Source organism: Paraburkholderia youngii (assembly GCF_013366925.1).
GTDB lineage: Bacteria > Pseudomonadota > Gammaproteobacteria > Burkholderiales > Burkholderiaceae > Paraburkholderia > Paraburkholderia youngii.
Map to the genome: position 1 here is coordinate 2,550,105 of NZ_JAALDK010000001.1, position 24,372 is coordinate 2,574,476.

General features: G+C 61.3%; 24 protein-coding genes. 9 read left to right on the forward strand and 15 right to left on the reverse strand.

Translation table 11 applies throughout. From position 1 onward, the window contains the following. The first annotated feature begins 277 nt into the window (after positions 1–277). On the forward strand, positions 278–1,168 hold the full coding sequence (locus G5S42_RS11850; protein WP_176106908.1) for a 2OG-Fe(II) oxygenase: 891 nt from the start codon (positions 278–280) through the stop codon (positions 1,166–1,168). Between the two features lie 131 nt (positions 1,169–1,299). On the opposite strand, the gene G5S42_RS11855 is transcribed toward G5S42_RS11850, so the two are convergent. The 8 genes from G5S42_RS11855 to G5S42_RS11890 all read right to left on the reverse strand — a co-directional run bounded on the left by G5S42_RS11855 (position 1,300) and on the right by G5S42_RS11890 (position 9,435). Next, on the reverse strand, positions 1,300–2,307 hold the full coding sequence (locus tag G5S42_RS11855; protein ID WP_176106909.1) for a response regulator: 1,008 nt from the start codon (positions 2,305–2,307) through the stop codon (positions 1,300–1,302). Further along, positions 2,307–3,431 (reverse strand): hybrid sensor histidine kinase/response regulator, encoded by a 1,125-nt coding sequence (locus tag G5S42_RS11860; protein ID WP_176106910.1) that lies wholly within the window; start codon positions 3,429–3,431, stop codon positions 2,307–2,309. Before G5S42_RS11860 ends, G5S42_RS11855 begins: the two co-directional genes overlap by 1 nt. 8 nt (positions 3,432–3,439) lie before the next feature. Then, positions 3,440–4,795, reverse strand: coding sequence for a sensor histidine kinase (locus G5S42_RS11865; RefSeq protein ID WP_176106911.1), 1,356 nt, complete (start codon positions 4,793–4,795; stop codon positions 3,440–3,442). A gap of 22 nt (positions 4,796–4,817) precedes the next feature. Beyond that, positions 4,818–6,209 carry a class I SAM-dependent methyltransferase gene (locus tag G5S42_RS11870; RefSeq protein ID WP_176106912.1) on the reverse strand — a complete coding sequence of 464 codons (1,392 nt, stop codon included), beginning with the start codon at positions 6,207–6,209 and terminating at the stop codon, positions 4,818–4,820. A gap of 613 nt (positions 6,210–6,822) precedes the next feature. After that, positions 6,823–7,230, reverse strand: a complete 408-nt coding sequence (locus G5S42_RS11875) for a PTH2-like family protein (RefSeq protein ID WP_013092622.1) — start codon at positions 7,228–7,230, stop codon at positions 6,823–6,825. A 45-nt stretch (positions 7,231–7,275) separates the two neighbouring features. Then, positions 7,276–8,121, reverse strand: coding sequence for an AraC family transcriptional regulator (locus tag G5S42_RS11880; RefSeq protein ID WP_176106913.1), 846 nt, complete (start codon positions 8,119–8,121; stop codon positions 7,276–7,278). 117 nt (positions 8,122–8,238) lie between these two features. Then, positions 8,239–8,754, reverse strand: a complete 516-nt coding sequence (locus G5S42_RS11885; RefSeq protein WP_176106914.1) for a hypothetical protein — start codon at positions 8,752–8,754, stop codon at positions 8,239–8,241. An 84-nt stretch (positions 8,755–8,838) separates the two neighbouring features. Next, the gene (locus tag G5S42_RS11890) at positions 8,839–9,435 is read right to left on the reverse strand and encodes a cysteine hydrolase family protein (protein WP_176106915.1); all 597 of its coding nucleotides are present in this window, start codon (positions 9,433–9,435) and stop codon (positions 8,839–8,841) included. A 174-nt stretch (positions 9,436–9,609) separates the two neighbouring features. Between G5S42_RS11890 and G5S42_RS11895 the strand changes: the two genes are divergently transcribed. Beyond that, positions 9,610–10,605, forward strand: a complete 996-nt coding sequence (locus tag G5S42_RS11895) for an aldo/keto reductase (protein WP_176106916.1) — start codon at positions 9,610–9,612, stop codon at positions 10,603–10,605. Positions 10,606–10,698: 93 nt separating this feature from the next. Beyond that, positions 10,699–11,097, forward strand: coding sequence for a hypothetical protein (locus G5S42_RS11900; protein ID WP_176106917.1), 399 nt, complete (start codon positions 10,699–10,701; stop codon positions 11,095–11,097). A 10-nt stretch (positions 11,098–11,107) separates the two neighbouring features. Here the strand turns inward: G5S42_RS11900 and G5S42_RS11905 are convergent, their stop codons facing one another. Further along, complete coding sequence (locus tag G5S42_RS11905; RefSeq protein ID WP_176106918.1) at positions 11,108–12,727, reverse strand: DHA2 family efflux MFS transporter permease subunit; 1,620 nt, start codon at positions 12,725–12,727, stop codon at positions 11,108–11,110. A gap of 203 nt (positions 12,728–12,930) precedes the next feature. On the opposite strand from G5S42_RS11905, the gene G5S42_RS11910 reads away from it, so the two are divergent. Next, on the forward strand, positions 12,931–14,172 hold the full coding sequence (locus G5S42_RS11910) for a cystathionine gamma-synthase family protein (protein WP_176106919.1): 1,242 nt from the start codon (positions 12,931–12,933) through the stop codon (positions 14,170–14,172). Positions 14,173–14,238: 66 nt separating this feature from the next. Here the strand turns inward: G5S42_RS11910 and G5S42_RS11915 are convergent, their stop codons facing one another. After that, positions 14,239–14,607 carry an NUDIX hydrolase gene (locus G5S42_RS11915; protein ID WP_176106920.1) on the reverse strand — a complete coding sequence of 123 codons (369 nt, stop codon included), beginning with the start codon at positions 14,605–14,607 and terminating at the stop codon, positions 14,239–14,241. A 240-nt stretch (positions 14,608–14,847) separates the two neighbouring features. Here G5S42_RS11915 and G5S42_RS11920 point away from each other — a divergent pair, with 240 nt between their 5' ends. Together G5S42_RS11920 and G5S42_RS11925 are read left to right on the forward strand one after the other, a co-directional pair. Continuing rightward, positions 14,848–15,759, forward strand: coding sequence for a CHAD domain-containing protein (locus G5S42_RS11920; protein ID WP_176110488.1), 912 nt, complete (start codon positions 14,848–14,850; stop codon positions 15,757–15,759). Between the two features lie 84 nt (positions 15,760–15,843). Further along, the gene (locus G5S42_RS11925) at positions 15,844–16,014 is read left to right on the forward strand and encodes a hypothetical protein (protein WP_217710221.1); all 171 of its coding nucleotides are present in this window, start codon (positions 15,844–15,846) and stop codon (positions 16,012–16,014) included. Positions 16,015–16,341: 327 nt separating this feature from the next. On the opposite strand, the gene G5S42_RS11930 is transcribed toward G5S42_RS11925, so the two are convergent. After that, the gene (locus tag G5S42_RS11930; RefSeq protein WP_246391959.1) at positions 16,342–17,946 is read right to left on the reverse strand and encodes a hypothetical protein; all 1,605 of its coding nucleotides are present in this window, start codon (positions 17,944–17,946) and stop codon (positions 16,342–16,344) included. An 825-nt stretch (positions 17,947–18,771) separates the two neighbouring features. Between G5S42_RS11930 and G5S42_RS11935 the strand changes: the two genes are divergently transcribed. After that, positions 18,772–20,187: a UbiA family prenyltransferase gene (locus G5S42_RS11935; protein WP_176106921.1), complete on the forward strand. Its 1,416-nt coding sequence runs from the start codon at positions 18,772–18,774 to the stop codon at positions 20,185–20,187. A gap of 120 nt (positions 20,188–20,307) precedes the next feature. On the opposite strand, the gene G5S42_RS11940 is transcribed toward G5S42_RS11935, so the two are convergent. Continuing rightward, positions 20,308–20,724 carry a cupredoxin domain-containing protein gene (locus G5S42_RS11940; protein WP_176106922.1) on the reverse strand — a complete coding sequence of 139 codons (417 nt, stop codon included), beginning with the start codon at positions 20,722–20,724 and terminating at the stop codon, positions 20,308–20,310. Positions 20,725–21,048: 324 nt separating this feature from the next. Between G5S42_RS11940 and G5S42_RS11945 the strand changes: the two genes are divergently transcribed. Further along, positions 21,049–21,597: a carboxymuconolactone decarboxylase family protein gene (locus G5S42_RS11945; RefSeq protein WP_176106923.1), complete on the forward strand. Its 549-nt coding sequence runs from the start codon at positions 21,049–21,051 to the stop codon at positions 21,595–21,597. Between the two features lie 130 nt (positions 21,598–21,727). On the opposite strand, the gene G5S42_RS11950 is transcribed toward G5S42_RS11945, so the two are convergent. From G5S42_RS11950 to G5S42_RS11960, 3 genes are all read right to left on the reverse strand, one after another. Continuing rightward, positions 21,728–22,444 carry an O-methyltransferase gene (locus G5S42_RS11950; RefSeq protein WP_176106924.1) on the reverse strand — a complete coding sequence of 239 codons (717 nt, stop codon included), beginning with the start codon at positions 22,442–22,444 and terminating at the stop codon, positions 21,728–21,730. 140 nt (positions 22,445–22,584) lie between these two features. Next, positions 22,585–22,893, reverse strand: coding sequence for a hypothetical protein (locus G5S42_RS11955; RefSeq protein ID WP_176106925.1), 309 nt, complete (start codon positions 22,891–22,893; stop codon positions 22,585–22,587). 12 nt (positions 22,894–22,905) lie between these two features. Next, positions 22,906–23,487: an RNA polymerase sigma factor gene (locus G5S42_RS11960; protein ID WP_176106926.1), complete on the reverse strand. Its 582-nt coding sequence runs from the start codon at positions 23,485–23,487 to the stop codon at positions 22,906–22,908. Positions 23,488–23,623: 136 nt separating this feature from the next. On the opposite strand from G5S42_RS11960, the gene G5S42_RS11965 reads away from it, so the two are divergent. Further along, complete coding sequence (locus G5S42_RS11965) at positions 23,624–24,361, forward strand: transporter substrate-binding domain-containing protein (protein WP_176106927.1); 738 nt, start codon at positions 23,624–23,626, stop codon at positions 24,359–24,361. The last annotated feature ends 11 nt before the right edge of the window (positions 24,362–24,372 follow it).

Here is a 24,372-nt window from a genome sequence, read left to right on the forward strand (position 1 = left end):
TGGGGCATGCGTGAATCTAGCCGGCTTGCGCAGGGCTTGAGTTACAGGGGTGCAACATGTTGGCGGGTGAAAGGGTTGGGGTATCGATCAGGCGGCGCGCGGGCGGCGGACATCCGCATGGGTCGAGTTTTGAGCGCGGCGGGACATCGCAACATGCGGTAACAGACGACAGCCAAATGAAAACCGGGCCGTCCGTCCAGAGTCGTCACATTCGTCCGATATCATCGCGAGCCAGCGTCGCGCCGCGACTGTCACGACACCCCACAAGCTCGCCCCGATGTCCATCACCGTCAATTTCCCCGCCGAAGTCCGCGACTGGATCGCCGCCAATCTTTCGCGCGGCGTCGCGCCGCAAGCGATCGTCAACGAACTGGTGAGCCGCAACAACGCGGCCGAGCTGGCCGCGGCGATGGTCGAGGCGGTCGCGTCGGCGTTCCTGTACGGCATGGCGCTGCCCGGCGACAAGCTCGAAGTCGGCGGCGCGCCGCTCAGCTATCAGCCCGAGCCGCTGCGCGTGCCCGAAGGTCCTCTGATCCAGCTCGGCGAGCGCAAGGTGCGCGTGCTGTCGCGGCTGCAACGACCGGCCGCCGTGCACCTCGCCAACTTCCTGAGTGCCGACGAATGCGAGCAGCTGATCGCGCTGGCACAGCCGCGGCTGGACCGCTCGGCCGTCGTCGATCCGGTGACCGGCCGCGATGTGATCGCCGCTCATCGCAGCAGTCACGGGATGTTTTTCCGTTTGGGCGAGACGCCGCTGATCGCGCGCATCGAGGCGCGCATCGCGGAACTGACGGCGACGCCGGTCGAGAACGGCGAAGGCCTGCAAATGCTTCACTACGAGGAAGGCGCGGAGTCGACGCCGCACGTCGACTATCTGATGACGGGCAACGCAGCGAATCGCGAGTCGATTGGCCGCAGCGGCCAGCGCATGGGCACGCTGCTGATGTATCTGAAAGACGTGGAAGGCGGCGGTGAGACGGTGTTTCCGCAGCTCGGCTGGTCGGTCGTGCCGCAGCGCGGGCATGCGCTCTACTTCGAATACGGCAACCGCTACGGGATGTGCGATCCGAGCTCGCTGCACGCGAGCACGCCGCTGCGCACCGGCGACAAGTGGGTGGCGACCAAATGGATTCGCACGCGGCGCTTCGTGCCGCGCATTCAGGCTTGAGAATGATCGACCGAAGCGGGGACGGCTCGTGCGAGCCTTGGTCAGCTTCGCGCTGCTAGCCGAGGCGGGCTGCGGCGCGAAGCCAGTGTGAGTAGGGGCGCGTCAGACGCCGCGCCCTCTAAGCAAACTGATCAGAACTGCTCGATCCACGTGGCGAGGCGGTCAGCGGCGAACTCGTTACCGCGCTGCGCCGGCCGGAACGCGATCGCATTGCCTTCGCGTGCCGGCTGCAATGCACCGTCAGTGCCGTCGAGCCACAGCAGGCTCGCCAGCCATGCCGCGTGGCCGCTCGACACCGCGTTGTTGCCCGGCTCCGCGAGAAACTCCGCGAGCGTGGCCGGCTGGTCGCACACGAGACCATCGCCTGCGCGGCGCACATTGATGCCAGCCTCGGAAAACGCCCCGGCCAGCGCCGTCAGCGCGTCACTCGCCGTCACGCTCGCGCCGCCGTGCCGGTTGCGCAGCGTGGCGAGATGCGCCGCGACCGCATGACCGAACGCGCCGCTGCGGGCACTCTCGGCCGCGATCAGGTCGGAGTAGTCCTGCAGCAGCCAGTCCGGCTCGGAGTTCGGCACTTCGGCGAGCACCGCCGCCGCAAGATACGTCTCGACCGGCTGGAAGCGCTCGGGCCCGATCAGCGTAGCCGACAGCGAACGCACCAGACCAATGCGGGTGGCGACCACCTGCTTTTGCAGCACGCCCAGCTTCTCGCGCACCAGCGTGTCGCGCTCCTTGCGCAGCTCGGCCAGTTCGAGCGCCTGCTTCAACTCCATGCGCAGCGCCGTGATGTCCCAAGGCTTCTTGATGTAGCGATGGATATGGCCGAGGTTGACGGCCGCGACGGTCTGATCGATTTCCGAATACGCGGTGGTCAGAATCCGCACGACATGCGGAAAGCGCTCGCTCGCGTAGCGCAGCAGCTCGTTGCCGAACTCGCCCGGCATGCGCTGGTCGGAGACGAGAACGCCGACCCTGTCGCCGTGCTCGTCGAGCAGCGCCTTGCCCTCTTCCACCGAGCCGCCAGTCAGGACCGGCGCCAGGCTTCCGATGGCACGCTGGAAGTACTTTACGGCGGTAGCTTCGTCATCGACGAAGATGATCGCCGGCGCCAACTCCTCTGTGGCTTTTGCTTCGTTCATCAACAACTCCTGTGCGTTTGACCTTTGATATGGGGGAAATCCAGCACTACGGTGGTGCCTCCCCCCGACGTGGACTCGATCCTGAGTCCGCCGCCACAGGACTGCATGACACGGTTGCATAGAATCAGGCCCAAGCCGTTCCCCCCGGATTTCGCGTGCGTTGTAATTGGGTCCGTCAACAGGCGGTCTTTGATCTCGGGCGGAATTCCGGGCCCGTTGTCGCAGATGCCGATGCTCGGGTGGGGTTCCGTCGTTACGGTAAAGCGCACCGACGGCGACGGCACATCCGCGAGCGCGCGCAACGCGTTGGACAACAGCGACGACAGCACGAGCGCCACGCAGTTCGGCTGCGTGAGCACCGCAAAGTCGCTTTCGACATCGACATGCACCCACGAGCGCTGCGCGGTCGTAAACGGATACGTATCGAGCAACGCCGAGATCAGCCCATGCGCGGTGCTCTCGATACGCGCCTCGTCGCCCTCCTGTTGCCGGCGCCGCCCGTTGTGCACCGAGCGCCAGAACGACGACACCACCGCCATGCAGTACTGCGCACTCTCGCGCATCGATTTCGCGGCGCCGAGAATTTCGCCTTCGGCATCGCGCTCCGCGTCGGTCCGATCTTCGATGCTGTGCGCGTTCAACGCGATCGCCGCGAGCGGCGTGTTCAGTTCGTGCGCGATGAACGCGAGGGTTTCGTCGATCGCGATCAGACGCTGATTCTGCATCGCGCGTTCGTGGTAGCGGTCAAATGCCAGTTGCAGCGTATCGCGCACCGCCGCCGGCTTCAGCGGCTTTTCGAGGATGCGGAACACCTCGCCGGTGTTGACCGTCTGCAACAGCATCTCGACGTCTGCGTAAGCAGTGACCAGAATCCGCACGATGTGCGGATACTCCAGCGCCACCTGGCGCAGCAGGTCGCCGCCGTCGCGCCCCGGCATGCGGAAGTCCGTGACCAGCACCGCGATCCGGGCACTGTCCTGCTCGAGGATAGCGATGGCCTCGTCGCTGCTCGTCGCGAGCAGGACCTCGTAATCGGCACCGACGGTGCGCGCGAAATATTTGCACGCCAACTCTTCGTCATCGACGTAGAGAAGAGTGGGCTGTGTCTGACGGATGTCATTCATGGTGTTTCTCAGGGTGCGGGCGACAGATCGAAACTGAACGCCGCCCAACTTCCCAGCTCGCTCTCGGCAAACAGCAGGCCGCCGTGGCGCTCGATCACCGCATAGCTGATCGACAGTCCGAGGCCCAGGCCCTGTCCCACTTCGCGGGTGGTAAAGAACGGTTCGAACACGCGCGCGATATTCTCCGGCGCGATGCCCGGCCCATTGTCTTTCACCGTCACGTGCAGGCGCTCTTCCGTCCATCTGACGTTGACGTGGATCGCCGGCGCGGGCGTGCCCGCCTTGCGCATCGCCAGCACCGCGTTCGACAGCAGGTTGATCAGCACGCCGATGATGGCCGCCTCGTCGCCCTGCACCAGCGTATCCGCGGGCAGCTCGCGCGTCACGGTGACGCCGCGCAATTCATGCCCGACGAGCCGGATCGCCGAATCGAGCGCCTTTTCGAACAGGAACGGCGTGCCCAGCTCCGCCTCGGCGCCGGGCTTGCGATACGCGAACGTCTTCAGGTCCGACACGATGTGCTGGATCCGCTGCATGCCCTGCCGCGCATCGACCAGACATTCCTGCAGCGTCGGCTCCTTCTTCGAGATCGGCTCCTCCAGAGCGACCTCGATCGCCATCAGGCAGAAGTTCACCGGGTTGTTCACTTCATGCAGCAGGCCCGCCGCGAGCGTACCGATCGCCGCCATTTTTTCCTGCTGCAGCAGTTGGCCCTTGATGTCGAGCAACTGCCGATTGATCACTTCGAGCTCGGCGTTCTTCGCGGAGACCTCCGCGTTTTTCTCGGACACCTCGGCCTTCAGGCGAAACAGCATGAAGCGCACGCGTTCATTGAAGAACGTGTAGACCGCACTCGCGGCCGCGGCGAACAGAAGCAGCAGAACATTGACGGTCAACGTGCCGAGCGGCAAGCCGTCATGCGGAGGCAACAGGCAGGCCAGCAGATACAGAAGGCACGACAACACGCCAAACACGAGGTTTTGCCACAAGCCGAACGGCAAGGCAATGCCGGACGCGAAGATGGCCAGATTCAGCCCCATATAGTAAGGCGACAGAACGCCATCGGTGCGCCAGATCATCCATGAAATCATCACCTGCGGCAGCAGCAGCCAGGACAGCGTCAGCCATGGAGTAAGCCGTCGTCCCATGTCGGTGTCGAGCAAGGCGACGATACCGCCGATCATCAACGACACGAGCAGCCGCGCGAGCGCGAACGACGTCTGATACTGCGGATACTGCGCGTAATCCAGCCCCACGCCGAGCAGCACGAGCGCAATCGCGGTGCACGCGCCGCCCCGGCTGAACGTGACGCGAAAGTCGGCCAGCTCGGTTTGATAGCCGCTCTGCAGGGGACTGGTAGTCATGGACAGGGATGTCGACACGGTTTCAGAGGATCGTTGCTTCCGCGAACACATTCACCCCGGTCTCGTCGACGTAGAGCTTCTGGTCAGTGGAGTTGGGGGGAAGCAGCGAGCTCATGCCGCTCTCGTTCCGATAGATCAGGTACCACTCGAGCAGATGCTCCATCCCGTACTTCTCCGGATTCGCGGAATGGACGTTGGTGACCAGCAAGTGGCCGCCGGGTCGGGTGCGAGCGGCGAAGTAACTGAGCAGACGTGCGCAGACCTTGTCCGACAGATAGTCGAACAGACCGGCGCAGTACACCGCGTCGAATTCGCGCGCGGAGGGGTCCGTGGAAATCTTACGCTTGAGCAGGTCGTGCACCGACTGATGCACCATTTGCACTGAGGCTTTATGGCCCGCGGCGTGCGCCGAGCTCTCGATCGCGTCCTTCGTAAACGCCAGCGTTTCCTCGCTGAAGTCGACCAGCTCGAACGACAGCAGCTCCGGATGCGGATATTCACGCACGAACCGCTGGATCTCGAAAGCGGGCCCGCAACCGACGTTGAGGATGCGGAACGGCCTGCCGGCCGCGCGCGCCGCCTCGGCCTGCCGCGTCAGAAAGTCGATCAGCAGCGTGATGCGGTTGCGGTGCGCGGTCGCGACCGCCGCCTGCAGGAACGCGGTATTGACGATCTGGAAGTAAGTGGTCGGCCCCTGCTGCGGATCGCTGAGGATCTGATTGACCATCTCGTAGTCGCCGGCATAGCCGAGCGGCTTGGTGAACGTGCGGTAGACGAACGGCGCGCGCAGCAGCAACGGATGCAGCGCCGATTGCGCATAGGTGCGATGCACGGGTGCGATCTCCGCGTCGACGCGCTCGGCTTCTTCCTCGAGACGGTCGAGGTAGGACTTGATCTTGAGCATGATCGGCGTGGCAAGCTCGTAGAACAGGTCCTCGCGCAGCCGGCCGCCTTCGGTCTTCGGCAAGCTCTCGGTCAGATCGACCTGCTCCACCCAGCGCGACACTTCCGACAGGAACGCGCGCATCTCGTTCACGACGATCTGATAGTCGCGGCGGATATTGAAGCGCGCGTCCCAGTCGCTAATAAAGAGTTCTGCTTCCCGCCCGACCGACTTCGCTTCATTGGGCAGAACGCTAAGCTCGCGCCATTCGTCGATGAGTGCCAGTGAAACCACCGCGGTCAGACCGGTGTTCACCAGACTCACCACCACCGCCTTGCCGAGATAGGCATTCTTGGTGCCCATGCGCACGCTCAGCTCGCTTAAGACCTCGCTGACCTGCACGATGGAATAGGGGTTATAGACCTCCATGACCAAAGACTTTCTCTGGAGGTTAATGATCGTCCCACGCACATGCTCGCGCTGCGAGTTGCGGAAGCTGACCACCGGGTCGATTTGCGTTTGAGAGTACACGGTATTAGTACCTGAGGAATCCGGGAACGCAGCAGGGTGTTGGAGAAGTCCAGTGAATGGCTGCCGCACGCACGACACCAGCGACAAGTCGTGGACGCGTTTCAAACCACAGTTGAGCTGGAAACACCAAAGCCCTTTGCCAGAATGGCTCCAGCGGCTTGCAGTGTAACATCAACAGATTCAATTCTGAATGAGGTTCAATTTAGGTTGAAACGTATACGCAAGGTTTTCTCGCGAGCATGTCCATGCTATAGAAAGCCGTTTTTGCAAAGAATAATTTGAAACGAGTTGGCGACCGCGTTGGCGCAATCGCCGACAATTCGTTTCCCGACAAAGACTTGCAATCGCATTGCCACGACGGCGACACGCTCCGCTATAGAGGAGGTGCGTTACTTGTGCCTTTCCGATCTATGCCCGTTGGATAGACCGGCGCTTTGACGCAATACCGTTTCGAGAGTCGAAACGATGTGAAATGAAGCGGCAATTGATGCCTCGTGCATTCGCCGAATAAGCTTTTTTGTTTTAACGCAATTCAGGTCCGGCGCGGCAAACGCTTTTTTTTAGCTTCGGCGCGAGTGCCGTCGACAATCGAGCGGCTCGCGCACTCGTCGACTCACTCGTGCAAGGCCAAACCTTTCACGGCCTTGTCGACGGCTTTCTTCGGTCCGTGCAGCGCGAGACCAACGAGGTCGAGATTGGCCGCGTCCTCGGCGCGAAACACTGCGCGGTTCGCCGCGTCATGCCCCGTCGAAAACATCGCGTGCACATACGGCACGATTCTGAGCTCGCGCGACAGCGCCTGCCGATGCGCACCCTGCAGACCGGAGCGGTCGGCGGCGAACACCATCATCGGCTGGCCGAGCATGCGGCCGTAGCGGTGCCCGGCGGCATCCTCGTAGGGCTCGCCCAGCGCATCGGGCGCCGCGGCCGCGACGCCGGTCGCGAGAAACGCGACCACATTGAGCTTCTGCCAGACCGCGAGATCGCTGCGCACGATCAGCGCCACTTTGGTATCGAACATGACGACTCCTTCGTTGAGCCGCTCATGATCGACGATGCCGCGCGATCAGTCTGGAACGTTTGTGCACATCTGCCGGTACGCGGCTGGCGTCATCCGGTACGCGCGACGAAACCAGCGGCCGAGATGGCTCTGGTCGGAGAAGCCGACTTCGGCCGCGACCTGCGCGGGCGTGCGGCCGGCCGCGAGCAGGCGCCGCGCGGCGCGCAGGCGCAAGCGCACCAGATACGCGTGCGGCGACGTGCCGAACGCGCGCTGGAACAGACGCGTCAGCCTGAATCGGTCGATGCCGGCAACTTCGGCGAGTTCGTCGAGCCCGGGACTGCCGTCCATCTGTTCGTGCAGCAGATCGCGCACCCGCGCGATCGCGGGCGACGCGGCGGGGTCGCCGGCGAGCGGCGCGTCGCGCAACTGTGCGCCGAGTCGCAGCAGCAGACGATCGAGCGTCTGGTCGCGCGCGAGCCGGCCCTCGTTGCCATGAATCGCGACGAACGCCTGGCGGATCGCATCGACGAGAGCATGGTCGTCGACGAGCGTGTGGCCGAACACCGCCTCGACGCCGGCCAGTCCCGGCAGGTCGAGCCGGCGCGCCGCGCGCTCGACCCAGGCTTGCGGCAGATACAGCATCGCGTACGTGAAGCCGCCCGCCTCGGGCGCGTGACCGTCGTGCAGCGCGCCGGGCTCGATCAGGATCGCGCGGCCCGGCACGCTGGTGTGCAACGACCGATGACACTGGAAGCGTTGCACGCCCTGCTCCGTGTAGCCGATCAGCATGTCGTCGTGATCGTGCGGATCGTAGGCGTGGCCGCTGAAATGCGCGCGCAGGCTTTCGATGCCGGTTTCGGCATCGCGGCGGGCGGTTAGCCAGTTGGCGGGATCGAGTGGAGTGGGCATGGGTGGGAGCTGACGGCCCGCGGGCGATGCGGCCAGCGGATAGTGTACGGCAGCGTGGGAATCGGGATCTGCGGGGACGCCAGCGCCTGGCGCATGCGAAGCGAGCCGCGACCGGGGTCACGGTTTCTTCGAGCGCGGCGGCCGGGCGTTGACGAACGGGTTATAGCCGTGCGGGTTCGCCGGCCGATCGTGTTGTTGGTTCGCGCGGCGGCGCTTGCCGGGTGGTTCGTTGCCGGACAATTGCGCAAGCAGTTCTTGCGATTCCGTTTCCGTTTCCGCTTCCGCTTCCGCTTCCGTTTTGTCCGCCGGCGCTACGGCTGTTCTACCGCGTCTCGCGGGCTTCGGTTCGGCTTGAGAGGCGACGCCCGCGATGTGTTCGATCACGGACATGAAGGATGCCGATGCCGATCGAAGCGGCTGTCCGGGCAGCATCGTCAGCGCGACGATTTCGTGCAGTGAACGGCCATCTACCGAACGGCCCTGCACGGTGCTATGCCAGTCGACATTCGCTTGTGCGAAAGCGCCGACGACACGTTCAAGCACCGCCGGCGACAGCACCCCGCCGTCGTACAAGCGGATGACGACGCTCTCGAAAATCTGAAACGAGCTGATGTCCGTTGCTTTCGGCGCCACGGTTTGTCGCCTGGTGAGTTTGTCTTCCGGTTTCAGTCAGCAAATGGCATGCCGAGGCTAACGGGTCGAGTCGTCGGTATCGGTCTATGTGAGCAGTAGCAACGCGTCCGCCAGTGACAGCACCGTCGTGCGTGAATCGAACGCCGTCGCAAACAGATGTTCATGGACCACCTGGTCCGGGTCGTAACAGCAATCCTTGACCGTGTACAGGCGAAAGTCCGCGTCGCTCGCGTACGCGACCGAGGAGAGCACGACTCCGGTCGACGCGATGCCGACCATCATCAGCGAATCGATACCTTGCGCGGAGAGTCGCGCCTCCAGATCGGTGCCGAAGAACACGCTCGCACGATGCGCGATGAGGAGTGGTTCGTTGGCCTGCTGGCCCAACTCGGGCGCGGTCCGGTCTTCGCGGAAGAGGCCAAGTTTTTTGATTCCCTGCCCGTTCCTGTTTAACGGGCTGACTTCCGGATAGCCCGGACTGAACCGGAGATTGGCGAAATAGACGCTGACGCCTTTGGCCCGGGCCGCGTCGCATAACCTGCGCGTATTGGCGAGCAACGCCGGCGCGACCGATGGAAACAGTCCGAGAATGTCGGTCTGGTAGTGCATCACGATGAGCGCGGTTCGCGATGGTGTGATGGCCTCGTTCGCGATGTCGTCAGAACCTGCGTTGGTTGTCATTGCGCCACCTTTATCCCGGTTCCACTTCCTGTTGTCAGAGCGGCCGTTCCGATGCCGTGGCAATCATACGCCCCCGCCCGCTTGCTACACTACGTACCAAGGTCGCCGGCACTCCCGCAAGGGTAATGAAGCACCTGCGACGCTACTTCGCAAAAACAGAGGATGAACATCCAAATGACGCTTTCGACGAGAAAATTTGGTCGTACCGGCTGGAATGTGTCGGAAATCGGTTTTGGGGCATGGGCGATCGGCGGCTCGTGGGGCAGTGTTGCGGAAGATGACGCCAAGGCAGCGCTGAACGCCGCGCTCGATAACGGTGTGACGTTCATCGACACGGCCGATGTCTACGGCGACGGTCGCTCCGAACGGATCATCCGGGACGTGCTGCGGCAACGAGGCGGCGAACGTCCCATCGTCGCCACGAAGCTCGGGCGCCGACTCGACCCGCATGTGACCAGCGGCTATCTGAACAGGCGCGAGCTCGAAGCGTTCATCGACCGGAGCCGCTCCAACCTCGGCGTCGACACGCTCGACCTGGTGCAGCTGCATTGCCCGCCGACCGAGGTGTACTACCGTCCCGAAGTGTTCGACGCAATGGACGACTTCGTCGCCGCCGGCAAGATCCGCTATTACGGCGTGTCGGTCGAAAAGGTGGAAGAAGCGCTGAAGGCGATCGAATATCCGAATGTGGTTTCGGTCCAGATCATCTACAACATGTTCCGTCAGCGTCCCGCCGATCTGTTCTTCAGGCAGGCGCAAAAGAAAGACGTTGCGGTCATCGCGCGAGTGCCTCTGGCGAGCGGCATGCTCACGGGAAAGCTGTCCGCGGAATCGGTTTTCGCGTCGGACGATCATCGCGCATTCAATCGGCATGGCGAGGCGTTCGATGTCGGCGAAACGTTCTCCGGCGTGCCCTACGACATCGCGTTGAAGGCGGTCGACGAACTGCGCGGCCTCGTACCCGCGGACGCCTCGATGGCGCAACTGGCCCTGCGCTGGATCCTGATGGAGGATGCCGTCTCCGTCATCATCCCTGGCAGTAAAAACGCCGCCCAGGCGGCGTCGAACGTATCGGCCGCGAGCCTCGCGCCGCTGTCCGACGAGCTCATGCAGCGGGTCCGGGAAATCTATCAGCACCATATCGCGCCCCACGTCCACCAGCGCTGGTAAAGGCAACGCGGTGGCGGCTTCGCCGCGGGCGCATTCGACATGCAGGGAGCACTCGGAGTAAATTGTGCTGGCACCTCGACTCTGGAGAACCTCATGACGGACATCGCACTTGCACGCAAAGATGCTTGCCTCGCAGTGGTTCATGCGGTACTGACGGACTTGAGCGACGACACCAATCTGATCGGCGCGGCGCTACGTGTTGCGGATTACCTCGTCGATGATCTCGAAGGCAAGATCACCGAGACCGACGCGATCCTGCTCGCCGTCACCGCGCTAACCAAGATCAATCGCGCGATTCGCGAGTGGAACGACGTGGACGGCAACGCGATGGACGCGATGAGAGTCGCGGACTTCGTCATCGATGAACAAATGAACGGGTACGACAGCGCAACCATTCCGCATCAGCCTACTTCGTCCGCGGAAAGAATCGAGGCGCGAGCGGCCGCGGTGATACGCCCGACGGGGTCGCCGGTACGGCCCGTTCACCACTGAGTTTCGACTCTCACTGTGGGCGCGCTACCGCCGCCCGATTCAGCGGCTGGAGGGTCGCCATCGCCAGCCCCGCTCCAGCGAACGCACACGCGGCGCAGACGAGCGCGACGGCGCGCAGCGCGTCGGTCATCGAATCGGCTTGCGCGCGCGCCACGGCTGTGTCGCGCGGCGCAGGCGAGGCGCTTGCTGCCGCTCCCCCTTGCTCGACCGGCGCCAGCAGTTGCCCGCTCTGGCGCACATCTTGCGGTACGTGCAGTTCGTCGAGGCGCGCCGATAGCGCCGCGTGATGCGACCACAGGAAGACGATGCCGAGCACCGCAATCGCCAGCAGGCCCGCCACGCGCGCAACCGCGTTGTTGATGCCGGACGCTACGCCTGTGCGGTCGCTAGGCACCGCGCTCATCACGGTCGTGGTGAGCGGCGCGACGGTGATCGTCATGCCGAGCCCGAGCACGACGAGCGCGGGGAAAAACCCAGTCAAGTAGCTGCCGCGCACGAACGGCAGCGCCAGCAGCGTGAAGCCGATTCCGGCGACGCCCGGGCCAACGGTCAGCAGCGCGCGCGAACCGAAGCGGCTCGTCAGACCGCCGGTGAAGCGCGATAGCAGACCGATGATGAAAGGCACCGGCAACAGCGCCGCGCCCGCTTGGGTCGCGCTGAAGCCATGCGCGCGGATCAGCGTGAACGGCAGGAAGAAGAACGCGCCGCCAAGGCCAAAGTAAAGCAGCAGGGTGACGAGATTGGCACCGGTGAAGTCGCGCGAGCGAAACAGATCGAGCGGCACCATCGGGTTAGGGCTGCGCGCCTCAACGATCACGAATGCCGCGAGTATCAGCACGCCGGCGCCAATCGCACCGAACACGAGCGGATGCGCGAAGCCACGCGCCGATGCTTCGGTCAGGCCGAACGTCAGCGCGGCCAGTCCCGTGGCCGCGCTCAGTGCGCCGGGCCAGTCGATCTGTCGCGGTGCATCGGCGCGGTGGCTGTTGGGCACCGCCAATATCGCGAGCGCGATCGTCAGCGCCGCGAGGGGAACGTTCAGGAAGAAGATCGCGCGCCACGACCACGCATCGACGAGCCAGCCGCCCGCCACCGGCCCCACGGCCGACGTGATCGCGCCGACGCCCGCCCAGGTGCCGATCGCCCGTCCGCGCGCGGCGTCGTCGAACACCGCGCCGATGATCGCGAGACTGCTGGGCACGAGCAGCGACGCGCCGATGCCCTGAACCGCGCGCGCGGCGACCAGCGCAGACGCATTCGGTGCAAACCCGCAAGCGGCCGACGCCAGCGTGAAAAGCCCGACGCCCGCAATGAACACCGTGCGTCGGCCGAGTTTGTCGCCCATCGATCCGCCGACCAGCACGAGGGAGCCGAGAAACAGCAGATACGCGTTGACGACCCACTGCATCGCCGCGACGCTCGCGCCGAGTTCGCTCTGAATGGACGGCAGCGCGACGTTGACGACGGAGCCATCGATGAACGCCATGCTCGAACCAGCGATGGTCGCGGCGAGCGCGAGCCGCTTGCGCCGGCATGGGCGGTCAATCGTGAGGGGCTGTGTGCGGATGACGAGCTCGTCGCACGGACTCGCCTGCGCGGCAATGATGCGCGCCGTATTCGGCTTGGCCACGTTTCCTCCAGTGCTGGTCGATGGAGACTTAGAGCCTGTGCGTGCCACCGAGGCTAGTCAACCCCGCAGCGCAACATCGCGGAGCGCGTTTTGCACCATTCGGAAAGCCCGGCGCCGCCGGGCGGGACGCCAAGGACTTCGCCGGCGGACGGTTACAGGCGATAATCGGTCGGAAGCAATCGATCTGAAAAGGCGGAGAAGGAATGGACAAGCAAGGTTTCACCACTGGCATCGTTCACGGCGACAGAACCGCGGGCACTGAGCACGGCGCCTTGCGTCAGCCAGTTCATACGTCCGTGCAATATGGTTTCGAGCGCGTCGAGGACCTGATCGGCGTGTTCCAGGGCACGAAGAAAGGCGGCTTCAATTACGCACGGCAAGGCACCCCCACCACCGCCGCGCTCGAGCGCAAGATCACCAGCCTCGAAGAAGGCGTCGGCACGGTCTGCTTCAGCACCGGCATGGCCGGCATCACCGCGACGTTCCTCACGCTGCTGCGCGCGGGCGATCATCTCGTGTCGAGCCGTTACGTGTTCGGCAACACCAACAGTCTGTTCGGCACATTGCGGGCGCTCGGCGTCGAAGTGACGACCGTCGACGCGTGCAACCTCGACGACGTGGAGAACGCAATCCGGCCGAATACGCGCATGGTGTTCGTCGAAACCATCGCGAATCCGGGCACGCAGATTCCGGACCTGCAAGGTATCGGTGACGTGTGCCGCGAGCGCGGCATCGCGTACGTGGTCGACAACACGATCACCTCGCCTGCCTTGTTCAAGCCAAAGGCGGTCGGCGCGAGCCTCGTCATCAACTCGCTGACCAAGACCATCGCGGGTCATGGCGCCGCGCTCGGTGGCGCGGTGACGGATACGGGCCTGTTCGACTGGAGCGCGTATCCGAATATCGCCGACGACTATCGGCGCTCGGCGGCGAAGGATCAGGGGCTTCTGCAGATCCGCAAGAAGGGCTTGCGAGACATGGGGGCGTCATTGTCGTCCGAGCAGGCGCACTCGATCGCGATGGGCGCGGAAACGCTCGCCTTGCGTGTGAAACAAAGCAGCGACAATGCGCTCGCGCTCGCGCAGTTTCTCGAAGGGCACGAAGCGATCGGCAAAGTGTTCTATCCTGGCCTGAAAAGCCATCCGCAATACGAGATCGCTCAGACGCTGTTCAAGGGCGCCTCGTGGCTGTTGTCGTTTGAATTGCTCAACGCGGATCGCATGGTCGAAGTCGTCAACGCGCTCAAGCTGCCGGTCAAGGCGACCGGTCTCGGCGACACGCGCACGCTGATCATTCCCGTTGCGCCGACGATCTTTTTCGAAGCCGGGCCGGAAACGCGCAAGGCGATGGGGATTTCCGACGGCATGCTGCGGCTCTCGGCGGGCATCGAGGACACCGACGACCTGATTGCCGATTTTGAGCAGGCGCTGAAGTTGGCGGCGTAGTTGGCGGGACTTTGAAATTGGAGCGAGACTGGTGCGCCGGTCTCGCTCGTCCCACTGCTGGCAGTGCTACTTTCTGCGCCGCTGATTCATCAGCTTCACGATATCGGTTGTCGGCCCGGTGGTCACGAGGCGAGGAATGTCATCCAGGTGAAACCAGCGACACCTGGATATTTCGTTACTCGGGCGAGCTTTGGCGCGATTCGGAATTTCGCAGGAAAACACGTGATGGTGCTTCTGCTTGCCGCGGAAGTCGAAAAGGTGCTTGGCTGACTTCCCGGAGAGTTGTGTTTCTTCCTTGAGTTCCCGAAGTGCGGCGTCGGTGCGGTGTTCGCCGCGCTTGAGAATCCCGCCCGGCAAAGCCCACTTTGATGCACTACGTGCGACCAGAAGGATTCGCTTACCTCTGCGACAGATCACGGTGGCGCGTTTCTTCAAACCGGACTCCCACTTATGCCCTGGATGCTCTCAAGACGCTCACGACGCGGCGGCGTATCGGGCGTTATCAGACATAGTTGAGCATGCTAATACAGAACCGCAGAATGCGGTGATGTTTTCGAAGCGCGGACCATGAACGCGCGGCACGGCAAAGCCTGTCATCAGCGCGTCACAATCGCGGCGGTCGATGCTCCCTGTGGTAAGGTCTCGGCAGTATATTTTTTCCGATTCGAGGCTGCAATGGATATGGATGGTGACTGGTCCTTGCCACGGCCAAATGCGCTCTTCAAGGTCAACCGCCGGACGGCCGGTTCATCACTGTCTAAATCGAGTTCCATTGCCAGTACCTTCTCGTCGCTCGCGGCGCCGGTGGTGGCTGAAGCCGTGCAAAGGGCAAAAGAGCTATCCACGCAGAGCGACGCCGAAGGGTTTCATCAGCTTCGCGTTGCTTTCAGAAAGCTTCGGGCTTTGTACTGGGCGTACTCCCCATACCTCGGAGACGAATCGACCGCCCAAGTCACAGAAGAATTCAAGCGTCTTGCGGCCGTCGCAGGCGGAACGCGTGACTGGGACATAGCAGGCGATCTGCTGAAAGCCGCCCAGCAGTCCGGCGCCTCGATCGAACCGCTGGTGGCCGCGGCGCGCGAGAGGCGAGCGCAGGCGGTCGTGCATAGTCAGACGATGATCAAAAGCGACGATGTCGAGGCGTTCCTGAACGATGCCCTGCTTCGCGCGCAAACCACACTGCTGTCGCGCTGCGACGGTCTAGCCATTCGGGCGTTCGCCGAAAAGCGTGTCCGTTTAGCGCAACGCGCACTTCAAAAGCGCAGCAAACGCGCTGCACGTAGCGTGGACCCCCACGAGGAGGAGCTCCACGATGTCAGAAAAGCAGGCAAAAAACTGAGGTACCTGCTGGAGTTTTTTCAACCCGTTATCAAAGGCGGACACGGTCGCACCATCAAGGAACTGACATCCGTGCAGAACAAGCTGGGGCAGTTCAACGACATTGCCGCAAGCGAGGCGCTGATTCGCAACGCGTCCTTCAACGAAGTTCCACCCGAGGTCGTGCAGGAATCGCTGCAATGGTTGGAAAAACAGAAGTCCCTACGGATGCAGGCGGCATCGCGACAGGTTCGAGCCATCTCTAGCTGAGACGGGCCGGATCAGTTCGTTGATGCTCGCTTTGCGTCATCTCCCGAATAGCTTCTTTTGCGCCACGCTGCAAATCCGTCTTTGATGTGGGCATTGCCAGCAAACATCATCGACGATGTGATCGGCAGCGACGTGCTGGTGACCGTCAATCAGGGCGTGATCGCGACTAATAACGGTCTGAATTACACGATTACGATCACAAATCCCGGTTCGCGTCCGGTTCCGCACAATCTGAATATCCAGGACTGGAACTGAAATGTCGAAAATCGCTGTCATCAGCCAAAATGGCAAATTGGTAGGAACCTGGATACCGCCGCAGAACGCAAGATCTCGGGTGCCGATTTCAGTCCCCGTAGCCGGGCCCAATCAGACTCTTCACGAAATCGACATTGAGGACCCAGAATCGTTCGTGCGCCGGAAGGCTCTTCCCGAGTTGCACAGCTTGGTCAGACAGCGTTTGGGGCTCAAATAGATCGGTGCCACTCGACAGTGGTCTTCAGCTAGCAGACCCGCCGCAGTCCTGCAGAACAATGACGACCCATTCTGTCGCTTGAGCAATAGAGAGGATCACGCGCTAGACGCCTACTTCTTCATTACCATCATCTCGTCGAAGTTCACGGGACAACTCGAATTGGCCGGATGCCTTCCCGCCGCAACAACCACGAGACGGTCGTCGCGCAAATCCGCTTCCCAATTCATCTCCGAAGATGCTAGCAATATTGGTTCTTCACCGCACATGGTGCGCACTGCAGCCACCTGGTTTTTGTAGTGCGTTTCCTTCAGCAGGAGGTAGCCGGTAACGCTTGCCGCAGCGAGAACCGAATTCGCGATGGCGACGGCGACTACCACATGGAATAGTTTCCGAGCGGATGAAAAGCCCGCAATGACCAGAAAAGGGACCATATAAAACATCGGGACGTAGCGGGCCCACCACGATTGCGGATGTAGCAGGACGCTCGCTAACGTCGCGAGAAGAAATATCTTCGCAATCTCACCGCCGCCTCTCCTCCTCCAGAACAAAGAAGCGATGCACGCAATAAACATAACCCCGAAGAAGGGTCCGAATGCGCCAAAACGCGTAGCAGCCGTGTGCAGCGCGATAAACGCGTCGCGCAAGTGCGCGTATGACGGGACGAAGGTAGGCTCCGCGTTCTCGCACGGCCTGCAATCCAGCGGCAGCGAGAAATACGAGAGGAATATCCTTTGCAAAGGATTCATTGCAAGAAAGTCTGCTGACACTCTTCCACCGATGATATCGATCTTGTCGCTGCCCAGCACGGGGTAGAAAAGGTGTTTTCCAGCGACTATGTTCTCCACGTACGGCGAATAGCCGATCACTACGACAGCAACAAAAGACCAGATGACCAGCTCTCCGATAACTCCCCGGTTCTGAGTCAGAAAGCGTCTCTTTTCGCCGCCAATAAACGCCGCTGTGAAGAGAACAGCGATCGAGATAGCGGCGAAGGCCGGTCCTGTCAGCTTCGAGCCGATCAGAAGCACGAGTGCGATACCTAGTTGAACTCTGGAATAAGGCCTACGCTTGAGGGCGAAAAGCAAATGGACCGAAAAGATGACCCAGCAGAAGTAATGCGCAGCGTCGACATAAAAACTCGTCACCTGGCCGAGCACCACCGGGTTATAAACGCAGCAAGCCGAAGCAATCAGTGAAGCTCTGGCAGATATTCCCGCTGACTGGAGCACACGCATTAGAGCAACACAGGCAGGAACACTGAGCAATAGCGTAAATGACTTTCCACTATTGAATCGTGAAGCCAGAACCTTGGCCGTGTATGCAAAATATTCAAATGCCTTGGGGTAGTGTTCGGCCCAGAAGCTTCCGCCCAGTGCATCGGTATCGGCAATGCCGTTCAGGGTGTGATCTATCGATAGCGGTGTCGCGACGTGGTAGTTCAAGCCGTCGAAACTGAATTCCCGCAGGAATCCGAACGCAAACAACACCACCGCGATGAATAGTACCGTAACGATCGTGGTGCGCCATTCGAAACGGGAAACATAGCCATAGATGACGACGGCTACAACGATCGCGAACGCCCAGATTCCCGCCAGCACGCCGCTATTGATGTCGAAGTTGTAGAGGATTGCGGCATATAGCGACGAGCCGAATACGAAAATGAGGATCTGGTCGCACAGCTGCGTCCAGTTCACACGCTCGAGGGCGGCTTGCATCCTCATCGATTTCCGCGTGGAGTTCACGCGCTGAGTGGCGTCTTTCGTCATCGTGGAAATGCGGGCCTTCTCTGGTTGATGGAGCCCCCCCGTCCGTCGACGCATGCCCGCCCTCTATCAGGTCACCGCTCTGACCATCGAAGCATGCCCACGACAACACAACGCACGGCCGGGGTTGGGATGAACGAAGTAGAAGAGGAACGATAGCGATGTCGAACACTGCCGATTATGTGCATTTGTGTGGCGTTGCACAAGCTCGCATTGCGCGAACCGCCAAGGCACTTTTCTGCTGTCGGAGCGCCGCACAAATAACGCGGCTCGATGGGGGTGCCTCGAAAGTCGAGGCGTGCACCCTGACGTGGTGAGTGTTCAACGTTATCGGCCAATATCACCACATTCCGAGCCCCTGTCACACCGCTTAGAGCCGGCAGGTCTATGCTCGCTTCAGGTTCTAACGTTTCGCTGCTGCGCAGCGAACAGGCAATAGCCAGCGATTGGCTTCATTGTCCGCGCACGAATCTGTGGTGCTACCCCTATCGACAGATCGATGCGGTCAGACAAGGGTCGAGTGCATGACGATCACGATCTTCATGCAGGGAGCGTGCGCGCACCCTTCACTGCAGCATGGCGCGTTCCAGCCGCAGTTGCGCTTCTCAAGTAGAAAAATTCACTGGAATCAGTAGATGAACCCGACCGAGCCGACGACGCAGAAATGGGTCGCGGCAGCGGCGCGTGCGCTCGCGGGCTGATCCAGCGGCTCAATGTGGCTTTGCATTGCTCAAACTTTGGAAGGTTTGATGACGATTCAGGTACATCGAGGTCACTATGGCTGCCATTCCACTTTGCGTTGATCTGGATGGGACACTGACGTCCAGCGATCTTCTGATCGAGTCGTTTTTCGCCCTCGTCAAGCGAAATCCGCTCTATCTGCTCTATTGTCTGGAATGGTTGCTGCGCGGAAAGGGTTATCTCAAAGCGCAGATAGCCGAACGGGCCGCAATCGACGTGTCACTGCTGCCATACAACGGACGCCTGATCGACTTCCTGAAGAAAGAGAGCGCGGCCGGCCGCGACCTCTATCTCTGCACTGCGGGGAATCAACGGTTTGCCGAACAGATCGCGCGTCACCTCGGATTCTTCAAAGGGGTGATGTCGAGCAACGAGTCGGTCAATCTGTCAGGCACGAACAAGGCGTCGGTTTTAACGGCGGAGTTTGGCGTGCAAGGGTTCGACTATTGCGGAAACGCGCGAGCCGATCTGCCGGTGTGGAAGCAGGCGCGCACGGCGATCGTCGTTGGAGGAACGAGCATCCAGGCGGCCGCGCGGAAGGTGAATCAAACCACGGTCATCTTCGATAACAAACGGTCTCTCTTCAGACTGGCCGTACGGGAAATGCGCGTCTATCAGTGGGTGAAAAACCTGTTGATCTTCGTGCCGCTTCTTGCGTCGCATCGCTTTACAAATATCGATGCACTGAAGGTTGCCGGGATCGCATTTCTTTCGTTCTGCTTGTGTGCGTCTTCGGTATATATATTGAATGACATGCTCGATCTCGACGCGGACAGGCGCCATAGTCGCAAGTGCAAACGTCCGTTTGCGTCAGGCGAGTTGCCGCTAGTTAGCGGCATTGGCATGTTGTTCGTCCTGTTGCTGGCGTCGGCGAGCCTGGCGGTTTTCCTGCCGCCGGCGTTTCAGCTCGTGCTAGCGTGTTACGTCGCAATGACACTCGCTTATTCCTTCCACCTGAAGCGGGTGATGCTCGTAGATGTCTTCACGCTGGCTGCGCTCTATACCACCCGCATCGTGGCCGGGGGCGCGGCGGTCGATGTCGTGCCGTCAGACTGGCTAATCATGTTCTCGGTGATGATATTCCTCAGTCTCGCGTTGGTGAAGCGCTATACCGAACTCGACAAAATGCAGCGGGAGGGCAAGGACTCCACGTCTGGCCGAGGTTATCTAACGGCGGACATGAGCATCGTGCGCTCGTTTGGACCCGCTGCGGGCTATGTCGCGGTGCTCGTTCTTGCGCTCTACATGAATTCTGCTGCCGTCACGGGGTTGTATCGTCATCCCCACAGGCTTTGGATCTTCTTTGTTCTCGTGCTGTACTGGATCAGCCGCGTCTGGATGGTAGCGTTCCGAGGCCAGATGCATGACGACCCGATCGTATATGCGTTCAGGAACCGTTCTAGCCTGGTCATCATGATGCTTTGCGTAGCCGCAGTCCTTTTTGCGATTTGATCAAACGCTAGCTCTTTTTTCTGCGCCCAGCCATGCATGCACAGAACCACGGTCCGCTGCGACTGTCACCTGGTGAAGGCGAACACCGTTTGCGGTGGCTCGCTTGTGAGTAAGCATGCTCTACGGCGTGACGACGAGCGCCGTGTGCATTCCCGCTGCATAGTGTCCCGCCTTGTTGCAGATTAACGCGTAGTGGCCAGGCGCAAGCTTGAACGACACGCGCTTGCTCTTGCCCGGCGCGATGTCTTCCACTTCGCCGATCTTTTTCAGTCTGCGCTCCAGCACCTGTCCTCTGCTGACGGGCAGTGCATCGTCCGAGAGATCTGTCTTGAGCACCACGAGTTCGTGTTCCATGTTGTTGTCCGCAGCATTCTTGACTTCAAGCGTGATGGGACCCGCCTTGACGGTGTGCGTCCCGAGCTGGATCGAGTTCGATAGCAATGTTGCATCAACGGTTTGCTCCGCCCAGCCTGAATGCGATGTCATCCCGAGCGCGATCACAGCCGCGAGGATGGCGATTCTGTAAGTGCCATACATGGCGCCCTCCTTTGAATCGACATATCGCGCGTGTCTGGCGTCGAGCGATTGCCGCGGCCAATTTATCGGACAAGCAGATACCCCTGCCTGTGCGATGGCATGAGCGCTTTGCGCATTGCGCGATACGTGCAGTAAACGTGCGCGGCGGAAGGCTTATTCCGTAAGTCCGCTGAGGCGCGGCATATCGCTTTGCTCGCCGCGCCCCGTGAATAGTGTGGTTCGTTTATTACCTGCCATGTAATTGGCGGGACTCGCGCCTCTGACTAATCTGTGCATGTCGCCCGAACGTACCCAGCGATATCCCCCGAACCTCAAGGAAATACCATGGCCAACTTTCCCACCTATACGCTCGAATCCGCACCCGAACAATCGAAGCCCGCGCTGAACAGCCTCGCCGAGATCTTCGGTATGGTGCCCAATATGCCTGCCAAAATGGCGGGCTCACCGAGACTGATCACTGCCCTCGTGGGTGTGTTCAATCAGGCGCACGGCGGCAACCTCGACGAACAGCAGATGCAGGTACTGCTGCTCACGAATGCGGTGACCAATGGCTCCGCCTGGCCGGTCGCATTCCACTCATTCCTCGGGCTTAAGGAGGGTCTGACCGAGACCGACGTGCAGGCGATCCGCGAACGCCGCTTCCCGCAGGACGCCAAGCTTGCGGCGCTGTCACGCCTCGCACGCACGCTGATCGAAAAGCGCGGCCGCATCGACGACCACGACATCGCTGCGTTCACCGAGGCCGGCTTCGATCAGGCGCTGGTGCTTGATGTCGTCCTCGTGGTCGCCGCCTCGACGATGACGAACTACACCGCGAACGTCACCCAGCCGCCGCTCGAAGAACTCTTGCAGCCCTACGAATGGAAGGCTTGATGCAAGTTGGGGCGGCGTGAATAGCAATAGAGCCCGCTGCCGCGGAATGCCTGATAAAGCCCTTTCCTCACGGGGAAAGGGCCTTTTCTCCTGCATGCCTGTTCGGTCAGGCACATGAACCGATTTCTGCCTAAGACACGACAACGGTAAATTCGACCCCCGATTCAAAGTTCAGCGTCGTGGTGGAAAAGCGCGAATCGCCGTCGAGATAGCGCTTGTATGGCCGAACGGCGTCCTCGGCTGTGTACATATTGTCGGCGAGAACGATCGACCCCGGCCGCAGCAGCCGCTCGATCCCCTTGAACAGATTCAGATAGCTGTCGGCCCATACGTCGATAAACACCATGTCGAAAGTACCGTCCAACTCGGCAACGGTTTCGAACACATCGCCCTCCCGCACGTCGACATAAGCGTCTACGCCCGCCATTCCGACGTGGGCCCGAAGTTGCGCGCACTTGCCGGCATCGAGTTCAGTCGCGACAACCATGCCACTGCCTAACATGCGAAGAGCCTCGGCGAAATACAGCGTGGACACCCCGCACGAACTGCCGAGTTCGAGGATTCGAGCTGGTTTGTTCGAAAGCACCATGTTGCGCAAAAACCTTCCCGTTTCCGCCGACACCGCCAACGATAAAGGCGGGCCTTGCGACGATTCGAAATCTTCGCTGGATAGTCCGAGCGTTTCGAGAAACCGTCCACGGAGTCGCGGCGCGAGGGTTTCGTAATCCTCCGAAAGAGTCAGAAACTCCTCACTCGATCCCTGGAATTGCGCGCGTGCGCGGGCTATCACCTCGGTCTGACTCTGTTCGTGAAGCCGTCGCAGAAGATCCGTGGTTGACGAAGCCATATGCGCTCCTTGACGTGTACCGCTATGCCGTTCCGGCGAGCTTGATCGCGCCTTCGGGGCACGCCCACACAAAGACCGCACGACAGGCGCAATCACGCCCGACCGCTGTTTGCAGTCGACCGTCGATTCCTCGCGCACGTTCAATCTCCGTCGCGCCGGTCGCGGTCCGATCGCCATGCCGCCCGAAAATGCTCGCGCTCTTCAGGCGTCATCGCTTCCCATTTTCGCCAGTGACGCCGTCCGCGCCAGCCGCCATGTCCGCGGAATCCGCCAAACAGGATGCGGCTCAAAACCAGTAAGCCCAACGCATGCGCGAAGTCGATCGCGCGGGCGCCGACGAATAGCGCCGGCATCACCCAATTCCATAACGTCATCACCACCAACCCGAGCACGGCTATCGCGATCACCACGAGCAGCGCTTTACCCACGCATCTGATTCGAAACTTCATCCGTCGACTCCTCTAAATATCCAGTTCGTCGTAAATGGCCTGCAGTCGGGCGCGCAGATGCAAGACCGCATAGCGCTTGCGCGCGAGCAGCGTGTTGAGCGCGACGCCGCTTTCCGCCACCATGTCTTTGAAGGACCGCCCCTCCAGTTCGTGCGCAATAAATACCTCACGTTGATTCGGCGGCAATTCATCGAGCGCATCCTGCAGAGCCTTGAGCAATACAGCGCGAGCGTAGAGGGCTTCGGGACCGGCATCGTGCGCCGGCAGCGCGAGGTCGAGGCGATACTCGCCGCTGGCGTCGTCCTCGGCCTCGGACAAATCGGCCAGCGGTTGCTCTTTCTTCTTGCGAAAACGATCGATGATGCGATTGCGCGCCGCGCGAAAAAGCCACGCGCTCGCCTGTTCGATCGGAGCCGGAAGCCGGTAAGCCTGCACGAATTCGTGGAACACATCCTGCAGGATGTCCTCGGCATCGTCCGGGTCGCGTATCCGACGCCGGATAAAATTGACGAGCCTCGTGCGCTCGCGCACCACGGTCGCGGTGATGTCGCTGTCTCGGTCGGTCATCGGGTGCGAGGTGGGTGGCGGTTCCATGCGCCTGAAGACGTTTCAGCAGCGCGAATTGTGGCGAGCGCGAAAATTTTTTCCCTGAGAAACTGCCGATTCGCGCGATGCAATGCGTAGCAGGTTTGCGACCATTACGTAACGGCAAGAAGTGGGAGACCCAGCCATGAAGGTCACGATTGCGTACATCGAAGAGCCCCCGTTCGGTTGGATGGAAACAGATGGTACTGCCACCGGTGCCGACATCGCTCTGGCCGACACGGTGCTTCGGGCGATCGGTGCCACCCGGATCGAGCACCATCTGACATCGTTTAGTGAACTCCTGCCCGGCGTCGAAGCAGGCAGATGGGATATGAACGTTCCGCTGTTCGTCACGCGAGAACGCGCCGATAGGGTCGCGTTCAGCGTCCCCGTATGGGGGATCGCAGACGGTTTTCTGGTTCGGACTGGAAACCCCAAAGCGCTCGACAGCTACGCGTCACTCGCCAAACGCGCTGATGCGCGCGTTGGCATCATAGCCGGACAGGTTCAGCACGACTCAGCGAGAGCATCTGGCGTAAGCGAGGATCAGATTACCGTCTTCGAGCATCAGGCCGATGCTATCGAAGCGGTGCTCTCCGGCGCCATCGATGCCTATGCGAGCACGGCCTTGGGGAATCGGATAGTGGCGAGCCGGATCGGAGGCTCAATGCTCGAGGCCGTCGAGCACGAACCGGGAACGAAGAGCCAGCAGCAGAAGCCGCCGCTCGGGGCATTCTCGTTCAATAGAAGTAACAGCAATCTGATCCAGGCGGTAAACCAGGCCCTTCGTTCATATCTGGGCTCACCGGATCATCGTGCTCGCATGGCGGCTTTCGGCCTGACACACAACGAGATCGATCCCGCTATCGCGGGTCGAGGATAAAGAAATCCCGC